At 25.5% G+C, this 11,389-nt stretch carries 11 protein-coding genes; all 11 read left to right on the forward strand.

Features of this window, described 5'->3' with window-relative positions; all coding sequences use genetic code 11:
• Positions 1-173 precede the first annotated feature (173 nt).
• The 11 genes from HUU89_RS13950 (at position 174) to HUU89_RS15355 (ending at position 11,216) form a co-directional block, all read left to right on the forward strand.
• Positions 174-860 (forward strand): hypothetical protein, encoded by a 687-nt coding sequence (locus HUU89_RS13950; protein ID WP_175302079.1) that lies wholly within the window; start codon positions 174-176, stop codon positions 858-860.
• Positions 861-1,325: 465 nt separating this feature from the next.
• Entirely contained in the window at positions 1,326-2,288 is a 963-nt protein-coding gene (locus HUU89_RS13955) for a glycosyltransferase (RefSeq protein ID WP_175302080.1), read from the forward strand.
• Positions 2,289-2,296: 8 nt separating this feature from the next.
• The gene (locus HUU89_RS13960) at positions 2,297-3,379 is read left to right on the forward strand and encodes a glycosyltransferase family 4 protein (RefSeq protein ID WP_175302081.1); all 1,083 of its coding nucleotides are present in this window, start codon (positions 2,297-2,299) and stop codon (positions 3,377-3,379) included.
• A gap of 11 nt (positions 3,380-3,390) precedes the next feature.
• Entirely contained in the window at positions 3,391-4,227 is an 837-nt protein-coding gene (locus HUU89_RS13965; protein WP_032090894.1) for a glycosyltransferase family 2 protein, read from the forward strand.
• A 3-nt stretch (positions 4,228-4,230) separates the two neighbouring features.
• Positions 4,231-5,388 (forward strand): beta 1-4 rhamnosyltransferase Cps2T, encoded by a 1,158-nt coding sequence (gene cps2T / locus HUU89_RS13970; RefSeq protein ID WP_032090893.1) that lies wholly within the window; start codon positions 4,231-4,233, stop codon positions 5,386-5,388.
• 62 nt (positions 5,389-5,450) lie between these two features.
• Complete coding sequence (locus tag HUU89_RS13975; RefSeq protein WP_032090892.1) at positions 5,451-6,149, forward strand: hypothetical protein; 699 nt, start codon at positions 5,451-5,453, stop codon at positions 6,147-6,149.
• Between the two features lie 71 nt (positions 6,150-6,220).
• Entirely contained in the window at positions 6,221-6,901 is a 681-nt protein-coding gene (locus HUU89_RS13980) for a glycosyltransferase family 39 protein (RefSeq protein ID WP_175302082.1), read from the forward strand.
• Between the two features lie 93 nt (positions 6,902-6,994).
• The gene (locus HUU89_RS13985; protein ID WP_175302083.1) at positions 6,995-7,564 is read left to right on the forward strand and encodes a hypothetical protein; all 570 of its coding nucleotides are present in this window, start codon (positions 6,995-6,997) and stop codon (positions 7,562-7,564) included.
• A gap of 15 nt (positions 7,565-7,579) precedes the next feature.
• Complete coding sequence (locus HUU89_RS13990; protein WP_175302084.1) at positions 7,580-9,160, forward strand: hypothetical protein; 1,581 nt, start codon at positions 7,580-7,582, stop codon at positions 9,158-9,160.
• Between the two features lie 9 nt (positions 9,161-9,169).
• Entirely contained in the window at positions 9,170-9,562 is a 393-nt protein-coding gene (locus tag HUU89_RS13995; RefSeq protein ID WP_175302085.1) for a GtrA family protein, read from the forward strand.
• 130 nt (positions 9,563-9,692) lie between these two features.
• Positions 9,693-11,216 (forward strand): ATP-binding protein, encoded by a 1,524-nt coding sequence (locus tag HUU89_RS15355; RefSeq protein ID WP_175302086.1) that lies wholly within the window; start codon positions 9,693-9,695, stop codon positions 11,214-11,216.
• Positions 11,217-11,389 lie beyond the last annotated feature (173 nt).

Raw genomic sequence — 11,389 nt, forward strand, 5'->3', positions numbered from 1 at the left:
TACTCCGCCTAATAATTTAGAGCGAACCTCTAAGCACCGGATAATTTAATATACCGCTCATTTTAAATGAGCGAATTTTAGTTTTAATTTTATAATTTTAAAGAAAAATATAAGATTTATGATTTGTTGTTAATATAAGTAATTGGTTTTATAATAGTGAGAGGAAAATGATAATGGATATTAAATATATTGAGAAGAAAATGGAAAAAATAATACCTAAAGGTGTTAGTTTATTAGAATTTATGACTTTTGGTGTTATTGTAATGAGTACATATATATTTTTTCCAAATTTTAGTTTATTAAGATTGAATAGGAAAATGATTAGAGAAATTATATATATTTTTAGTTTTAAAAATATTTTTGTATTGACTATTTTTGTCCTTATATTTGTGGTGATAGACAAAATTCAATATAAGATTAAAATTAAATATGATTTTAAATATAACTTTGTACAATGGGAATTATTAACAAAAAAATTTATTGAATTATATTTTTTTGTTTTATCTTTGTATTTGTCCAATTTTGTCTTATTAAATCAAAAACTGAATGAATATAATACATATGAAATGATATGTTTTCTTTTTTTTATTGTTTCTGTTTGGATTTATTGTATGAATGTCTTATCAAAAATTTTTAAAGAGGATAGTTATTTTGATTATGAATATAATAAATCTAAATATCTTAATAACACGTTATTAAAGTTTGAAGGAAAAAATATTGATGATATAAATAAGAAAATTGCACTTTTAGAATTATATGAGAAAACTTCAAATGCATATGATAAAGGAATAAGAATAGATAAGGAAGAATTTAAAAGAAAAGAAATAGAGAAAAGCTATTTAAAGGTCAATAAAGATTAAATTAATATTCAAAGATAAAAAATATTTAAAGTATTGGTTTATAAACATAGTAGGCTTAAAAGTAGAAAATTAATATGAAATTTGTTAAATTGAAAAATATGTTTTTAAAGGCGCATTAATTTTATATACATTATATATTTGATAGATGGGAATTGTTTGTTTTATAAACTGTTACTACTAAAAGAAATAAGATCAGTATTTAGAATATATGTTAGAAATGATAATTAAAATGTTGCTTATATATCAATTGTAAAGTAAAGAAATAAAATTAAATGCTAATTTTTGTTATTGAATAGCCACATTTAAACTATATGATAATTATACAAAGCTACATAGAATTATAGTATTTTTAATTACTCATTTTCAAAGACGAAGTAATTAAAATCTAGTTGATTTTATGTGCCATGACTACGCTTTATAATTTAAATTATGTTATACTGTTTCTAACAAAAGAAAGGGATAGTTATGAAAGTATCATTAGTAATGGCTGTATATAATGGCGAAAAGTATTTAATTGAACAATTAGATTCTATTAGAAAACAAACGTATCCAATTGATGAAGTAATATTAATAGATGATGTTTCTACTGATAATAGTTATGAGTTGATTCATCAGTATATCGATGGTTATAAACTTATTAATTGGAAACTTATAAAAAATGAAAATAATTTAGGATATCGTAAGAACTTTAAAAAAGGATTAGAGATAGTAGATGGAGATATCATTTTTTTAAGTGACCAAGATGATCGTTGGCATTTAAATAAAATAGAGGTGATGGTTGAAAAAATGAGTCAATCCAATATTTTATCTCTAGCATCGAGTTTTAATTTTATGGATCAAGATGGAAATTGTTTCGAAGTGAATAAAATAAAAGGACGTTCAAATAATAATTTACTTTTTAAAGAAGTAACAGAAGAATTAACGGAAATCGATTTAAAGAGTTTATTAGAAATGAATTTTTCTCAAGGTTGTTGTATGGCTATCAAAAAAGAAGTTAAAGATGAATATTTAAAAGTAACACAAGGTAAATTGCCTCATGATTGGGAATTGAATATTATTTCTGCTATTCAAAATGGATGTTATTATTTAGATATTCCTTTAATTGATTATAGAATTCATAATAATAATACAATTGGAATGGATAATATTGTTGATGGGAATATTATTAATGAAAAGAAACAAAGAGTGAATGAACGTATTGAACAGACCAAAGCACAAATAGAAAATGTGAATTTTGCATTGGGATTAGAGCTAAATAGAGAACAAAAAAAATATTGTTTAAAATATAAAGATTATTTAACACAAAGAGTTTTAATGATGAAAGAAAAGAAAGCTTGTTCTTTGATTTTATACTTTTTAAAAGGAAAATATAAAGGATTTGGAAGAGTTAAAACTTTTTTAGGAGATTTAGTGAACATTATTAAATAGGTGATTGTATGGAAAAAATATTATTAATATCAAATATGTATCCATCTAAAAAATATAAACATTATGGTGTGTTTGTTCAAAATACAGCAAGTATTTTGAAAAATAATGGATATCAAGTAGATGTATCAGCTTTAAAAAAGAAAGATAGTAAGTTAGGAAAATTAGGTGGATATTTAAGTTTTTATATAAAAAGTATCTTTTTGTGTTTATTTCATCATTATGATTATCTTTATGCTCATTATATTTCACATTGTGCATTATTAATTAAAATCATTAAGAAATTAAAACCAAGTATAAAGGTTATTGTAAATGTTCATGGAAATGACGTTGTTCCAGAAGACGCACATGATGAGAAGTTTATTCCTTTAGTTAAATCAACATTACCTCTAATAGATTTATGTATTGTACCATCAAGTTATTATCAAAAGATCATGATGGAACAATATGGATTGAATGAAGATAAAATCAAGATTTTTCCTTCAGGAGGTATTAATTTTGATGTCTTTCAAGAAATAGAAAACGCTAAAGAAAAATTGCATTTAGATCCAAATAAAAAATGTATAGGTTATATAGGAAGATATGAAAAAAGAAAAGGTTGGGAAGTCTTTTTAAAGGCTATTAGTTTATTAGAAAACGTAGAACAATATCAAATCGTGATGGTGGGTGTTGGTGAAGATGAAGAAAAAGCGAATGCACTTATTCAAGAATATCATTTAGAAAACGTGATAAAAAAATATCCAATGCAAACTCAAAAAGAATTGGCGTTATTTTATTCAGCTATTGATATCTTTTGTTTTCCAACCTATCGTAAAAGCGATAGTTTAGGATTGGTTGGATTAGAAGCTATGGCTTGTGGTTGTATAGTTATTGCATCTAATATGGCAGGACCAACAAGTTATATTAAAAATCAAGAAAATGGTTTTTTCTTTAAACCGAGAGATGGTAAAGATTTAAATCAAAAAATAGAAGATATTTTATCAATGAATGAACATCAAATAAAAGAGATTAAAGATCATGCTTATCAAACGGCCAAAGCGTATGATGTAAATGATATTTCTCAAAATCTAGTGGATATTTTTAATGGAATATAGGATGTGAAAGTATGGATGTGTCAATTATTATTCCTATTTATAAAGGAAATGGATATATAGAATCTTTATTAAATAAAATAGAGAAAAATTATCAAGAAAGTCAAAAAGAAATAGAGGTTATTTTTGTTAATGATTATCCTGATGAAGAAATTATTATAAATGGTCAATATGATTTTAAAATAGAAGTCATTAATAATAAAGTAAATCAAGGGATACATCAAACAAGAATCAACGGTTTAAAAAAAGCGTTAGGTAAATATATTTTATTTTTAGATCAAGATGATGAAATTAGTGATTTTTTTATTAAAAGTCAATTAGAACATATTGGAGATACAGATTTATGTATCGCTAATGGCATTATGGAATCAGAAAATGGGAAATGTTTGATTTATAAAAATCAAAAATCACAAGATTATTTAAAGAAACAAATTGGTTTTATTAAAGTAAGAGACTTAATTGTTTCACCAGGTCATTGTTTGATTAAAAAAACAAGTATACCAGAATATTGGACAAAGCATGTCATGTCTGTTAATTCGGCAGATGATTACTTTTTATGGCTTTTGATGATTGAAAATAAATGTCAATTTAATGTGAATTATGATGTATTATATACCCATAAGTATACTGGAGAAAATGTTTCAGGGAGTATAGACCAAGTGCATAAGTCTAACATGGAAATGGTTGATTTATTAAAAGAATATTGTCATAATGTCAATGTTGATTTATTGAAAAGAACTATTACATATAAATATGATATGAAAAAACAAGGAAAATTAGTTCCATCAATAAAAAATATAGATTTATTTTTATATAATACAATCTATCAATTATTATGGAAAGGTATGTAAAATATGAAAAATGTATTTATTATAGGGAGTAAAGGAATACCTGCTAATTATGGTGGCTTTGAAACCTTTGTCGAATATTTAACAAAGTATAAGGTCAGTGATGATATTAAGTATCATGTAGCTTGTTTGTCTGATCATGAAGAAGAATTTGAACATAATCAAGCAAGATGTTTTAAAGTACAAGTGCCTAATATTGGACCAGCAAAAGCAGTTTATTATGATATTGCAGCTTTAAAAGCAGTTTATCAATATGTTGTTGATCATAACATTGAAGAGGGGATTGTTTATATTTTAGCTTGTCGTATTGGTCCATTTTTAAAGAAATATGTTAAAATGTTTCATACTAAAAATATTCAAGTTTTTGTTAATCCTGACGGTCATGAATTTAAAAGAGCTAAATGGAATTGGTTTATTAGACAATATTGGAAATTATCTGAAAGATTGATGATTAAAAATGCAGATTATGTCGTTTGTGATTCACAAAATATTGAAAAGTATATTCAAGAAGATTACAAAAAGTATCAACCCCAAACAACATTTATCGCTTATGGAGCAGATGTTGTTGATAACAGTGATGAAGAAAAATTTGAAGTATGGGCTAAGGAACATGAGGTTTCAAAAAATGAATATTATTTAATTGTTGGACGTTTTGTTCCTGAAAATAATTATGAAACAATGATTAGAGAATTCATGAGTTCAAATACAAAAAAAGATTTAGTGATTGTTACTGGATATCAGGAAAGTAAGTTGTATCATATTTTAAATAACAAGTATCATTTTGAAAATGATTCAAGAATTAAGTTTGTAGGAACGATTTATGACGATGCTTTATTAAAAAGTGTAAGAAAGAATGCTTTTGCTTATTTACATGGTCACGAAGTAGGGGGAACAAATCCATCTTTATTAGAAGCTTTAGGCTCTACTTCTTTAAATCTTTTATTAAATGTTGGTTTTAATCAAGAAGTAGGTTTAGATTCATGTATTTATTGGGGTAAAGAAAAGAATAATTTAAAACATCTTATAGAACATGTTGAAACATTTGATCAAGATTATATTGATACTTTAGGAAAAGCAGCTAAAGAAAGAATAAACAATGATTATAGTTGGGCTAAAATTATATCTGAGTATGAAAATTTGTTCTTAAGAAAAAAAGATTTGTAGATAATTGTAATTTGTTATATAGTAATAAAGAAAAGAAATGAAAATTTCGTGGAGGAACAATTATGATAAAGAAAATAATGGCTGTATTAATGACATTTGTTTTATCGATGTCATTAGTAGGATGTAGTAATGATTCGAGTGATAAAAAAACAACATCTAAAAAGACAACTACATCAAGCAGTACTAAAATCAAAGATGTAAGTGATTTTCAAGAATTTGATGGTATGATTAAATATTTTACAATGGACGATAAAAAAATTGCTATTCCTGAAACAGTTGGTGAATATGCAAATTACTTATCACAAGTAGGAACTGTTACATTAAATGATACAGGTGATAAAGTAGAAGATGTTGAATTAGAAGGTAATGGTATTTCATCAATGGCTGCCTATTTAAATGTTGAATTAGATAGTGGAGATGAAGCTCATTTCTATTTAAGATATGAAAATCCAACTAAAAAAACAATTAGTGTTGCTGAAGCATCTGTAACATTTATTGAAGTTAAATACGATGAATATGCTGAAGAAGAATATGATAAAGCAGCAAAAGGTATTGAAGTAGAAACAAGTGAAGGAACATTAGCTTTAAACAATAAAGTAAAATATGCACAAGTTAGAAAACTTTTTGGAGATCCTGAACAAGAGACAGATGGTAGATTCCATTATACAGACGATGCAGGATATAAATATATGTTTGATTGCTGTAACGAAAATAGAAATGGAATTTTTAGGGGATTTAGTATTGAATATCCAAGTAAATAATAAAAATATCTGCTTTTTATAAGCAGCTATTTTTATATAACAATAACTTATTTAAAAAAGGAACATTAATAATGGCGCAATTAAAACAAATGATAAATAAGAATAAATTTTATATTATAGGAACATTGATTCTCTTTCTATTTTTATTTTATTGTTCAACAAAATTATGTATGAATGTAGCACCAGATGAATATATGAGATATGATATCCCCTTATTTATTTACAATCATTCATATTTACCTAAAGGTGATGAAAAAGAAATATTAAATGCAATATGGGGATTTTCTTATGGATTTACACCTTATCTTCCTTCAATAATTAGTTTTTTCTTTATGAAAATAGCTTCTATCTTTACAACTACTCCAGTACATTTATTGATTGCGGCAAGACTAACAAGTGTTCTTGCGGGGGCACTTACGTTTTTTGTATGTTGTAAAATTGGTGAAGAAATATTTAATCATAAGATGACAATATATCTTTTTGCTATTTTTGTTTCACTATTACCACAATTCATGTACTTATCTCTTTATTTAAATAATGATTCGTTTTCAATATTTACAACAGCACTTATTGTTTATGGTTGGATTAAGGGAATAAAAACAAATTGGAATTGTAAATGGTGTATTTTTTTAGGTGTTGCTATAGGAATATGTGCATTAACCTATTATAATGCTTATGGATTTATATTATGTAGTATTATTGTATATTGTATGAGTAGTTATAAATTACATTTTACATTTAATGAGTTTTAAAAAAAAGGATTTCTAATAGCAATTGCTGCCTTAGTTGTTGGCGGATGGTTTTTTATTAGAAATGCAATGATCCATAATGGAGATTTTTTAGGAATGAATTCTATGTACGATTGTGGTGAAAAATATGCAATGCCAGGTTATCAATTATCACAAAGAGATACTTATCAAAATCAAGGAATTAGTGTGTTTTCTATGATTTTTGATACAAATTGGATAATAACAACTATAAAAAGTTTTATTTGTACCACAGGATATATGCAATATATGATTAGTGGAAAACGTTTTTATTTATATTTAATAATAATTTTGTTTGGTATGATTATGATGCTTATTGCTTTAAAAAGAAAATATCAATTCAAATTTAAATTTGAAAATTATTTTATAATATGTTTAATTTTATGTGTTTTGATTCCAATTATTTTATCAATAAAATATTCTTATTCTATAGATTATCAACCTCAAGGAAGGTATATTATGTCTATTTTAATTCCAATTGCTTTATTTATGAGTATTGGTTATGAATATTTTAGTGAATTTATTGAAAATAAAATACAAATAAAATCAAGATATATAGAGTTATCAATGATAGGGATCTATATTTTATTATTCGTTATTTGTTATTCAAGTTATATAGCTGTTTGTTTCGGAAGTACAATAATTTAAATTGAAGGTGATTATGTGTTTGATTCAAAATTAAAGAAATTAGGTAAAAATGTTGTATTAGGATTTTTTGCTGCTATAACATTATTACTTACATTGTTATGTTTATTTAATAATGCTTATTTAAGTTGGGATGAGCATACAACAATTGTCGCTGATAAACCATTTTATTTATTATTATGGTTTATCATAGTATTGTTTTTTGTTTATTTTGTTAGAAAACATTATAGAACACAGGATACTTATTATTTTAATAAAATATTTATTATATTAAGCTTGATATTATTGATTGTTGGTATTTTTATGATTTTCAAATTTGATTTTGTTCCTGTAGCTGATCAGGCATCTATTTTAGAAGCAGCAGCTGGATTAAAGAATGGCAATTATAGTTATTTTACACCAATGGGATATGTAGGAAAGTGTTCTAATCAAGCGGGAATTGTTGTTATTCTTTACTATTTATCATTTATCTTTGGAGAAAATAATTATCAAGCATTTCAAGTACTTAATATTATAGGGTTATTAGTTAGTTATTATTGTTTATGCAAAATATCACAAATTAGTTTTCGAAATGACGAATTAAAGAACTGGACACTTATTTTATTATTTATCTTTTTTCCATTAACTTTTTATATAGCATTTGTATATGGAAATCTTTTTGGACATGCTTTTTCTTTACTAGCAATACTTGCTGGATATCAATATTTTGAAACAGGTAAAATTAAGTATATTTTATTATCTATAGGGTCAATTATTTTCGCAATGATGTTTAAATCAAATTATATGATTGTTTTTGTTGCAATGGTCATCTTTATTTTATTTGATATTATTTTAAATAAAAAATATACATCCATTATTTTATTAATTTTATTTGTACCGGCTTATTTTGCTTCTTCAATGATTCCTAATACAATTATCAAAAATATTACAGGTATTGAACTTGGTAAAGGTATACCGATGATTGCTTATGTAGAAATGGGACTACAAGATAGTGATGTAGCTCCTGGTTGGTATAATGGGTATAACTGGAGTGTTTATGAAAACAATAATGGAGATTATGATCTTGCGAATACACAAGCCAAGAATGATTTAAAAAATACGTTATTTAATTATATAACACATCCAAGTGAATTTATTGATTTTTTATATAGGAAAACTGTATCACAATGGTGTAATCCTGATTTCCAAGGAACGTGGGTTACAAGACATAGTAGTTTTTATATTCAAAGCGAACTTTGGTATCAAATATTTAATGTATTTGAGTCTACTGTATTATTAGGAACACTAGCTTATATTTGTTTTACAGGAAGACATATGAAATTACATAGATTATTGCTACCTACTATTTTTATTGGTGGATTTATTTTTCATTTATTTTGGGAAGCAAAATCACAATATACAATTACATATTTTGTATTACTTATTCCTTATTGTGCAAAAGGTTTAATGGATATGACAAATGAAATGATTGATTCATTTCGTAATATCAGAATTGTTAGAAGTATACCTAAGAAATTTAAAATGATTGTAGATATGGATACCTTTAAATTTATTGTATTCATGCTATTAATAATTTGTTTTATAAAGATATTTGTTTAAGGAGAATATATGAAGAATATTATTCAAAAAAATAAAGAAATCATTATGTATTTAGTATTTGGAGTACTTACAACGGTTGTTAATATTGTTGTTTATTACATTTTTTCAAATCTTTTACATATGAATTATTTATTTTCTAATGCAATGGCATGGTTTTTATCTGTTTTATTTGCGTATGTTACAAATAGAAAGCATGTTTTTGATAGTAAAAATAATCAAATTATCAAAGAAGCAATTTCTTTTTTTGGTTCTAGGTTAGCAACAGGAATCATGGATATGGTGTTAATGTGGTTCTTAGTGAATTTTAATATTGTTAATGATGTTGTTGCTAAAGTTGTTGTCAATGTGATTGTTGTTATCTTAAATTATATTTTAAGTAAGTTAGTTGTATTTAAGAAATAATGAGGTTTCTGAGTATTCAGTGCCTTTTTCTTTTTGCTAAAATAAGCTATTTTTTTAGAAGTAAAAATAGTATAATTTATACAATATATGAACATATATTATATATGATCAAAAGAAAGGAATAATCTTTGTGGAAAAACTATTTGATTTAGATGAATTTGATTCATATAAAGAAGATAATCGAAGAGAAGTAAAAAGTGCTAAAAATGGTTTACCAAACTCCATTTGGGAAACGTATTCTGCTTTTTCAAATGGATATGGTGGAGTTATTATTCTAGGGGTAATAGAAAATAAAGATGGAACATGGTCTACTTCAGGATTAGATGCTGACAGTTGTCAAAAATTAATTAAACAATTTTGGAATGATATTAATAATAGACAAAAAGTAAGTATTAATTTATTAAGAGATGATGATGTAGAAGTTTATAAAAAAGAAGATGATCAAATTATTGTGATTCATGTTCCAATGGCAAGAAGGGAAGAAAAACCTGTCTATATTAATAATAATTTATTTCATGGAACATATAGAAGAAATCATGATGGTGATTATCATTGTACACGTTTGCAAGTTAAAACAATGTTACGTGACCAAGCAGAAAAAACAATGGATATGGAAGTACTAGATGATGTTCCATTAGAAGATTTAAACTATGAAACAATCCATGGTTATCGAAATAGACATCAAGTATTAAATGCTGGACATCCCTTTGAAAGATTAAATAATGATGAATATTTAAGAAGCATTGGTGCAGCAGCAATTTCAAAAGAAGATCATCAATTACATCCTACAGCAGCAGGAATGTTGATGTTTGGAAATGAGTATAATATTGTACGTCATTTTCCAGATTATTTTTTAGATTATCGAGAAGTTTTAGATCCATCTATTCGTTGGACTGATCGTTTACAATCAAGTTCAGGTGAATGGTCTGGAAATATATGTGACTTTTATTTTAGAGTCTATAATAAAATCATTAAAGATGTTAAAGTTCCTTTTTCAATGAAAGGAGGGGACAGGATAGACGATACACCTGTCCATAAAGCACTTCGTGAAGCATTGGCTAATTGTTTGATTAATGCAGATTACTATGGGACAAGAGGGGTTGTTATTAAAAAAGATCAAAATCAAATTATTTTCGAAAATCCTGGATATATTAGAACTGGAAAGGAACAAATGCGAAAAGGTGGGGAATCTGATCCGCGTAATAAAACTCTTATGAAAATGTTTAATCTTGTAAACATAGGTGAACGTTCTGGAAGTGGTGTTCCTAATATCTTCAATACATGGGAAGATCAAGGATGGAAAGAACCTGTTATTGAAGAAAGATTTGATCCTGATCGAACTGTCTTAACACTTGAATTTGTAGATAAAACAAACAAAGAAAAAAAGGCGAAGAAAACAAGCGAAGAAAACAAGCGAAGAAAACAAGCGAAGAAAACAAGCGAAGGAAGTACGATTAGAAATAAAACAATAGAAAACATGGTAAAAATTGAAAATTATCTTAAAGAAAATGGTGAATCCAAAACAAATGATATTGCTGAATATCTAAATCTTAGTTCTGCTAGAACAAGAAAAATATTATCAGAAATGAAAACAATTGAAGCTATTGGTACAAACACAAATAGAAAATATAGGTTAAAAGATAATCAAAAATAGAATTGTCTTTAAAGATGAAATAAAATGTAATATATATGAAAAGAGCTATCAAATAGATTTATTGCTATGATGGTTTATTTCAAAATTTATTAAAAAGTAATCACAAACTTGTCAGCATAGGGGTAACCAAATAATTTAGGGGGAAAGCCAAATTATTTAGGGGACAACTTTAG

This window comes from Faecalibacillus sp. H12, from assembly GCF_013361255.1.
GTDB lineage: Bacteria > Bacillota_I > Bacilli_A > Erysipelotrichales > Coprobacillaceae > Faecalibacillus > Faecalibacillus intestinalis.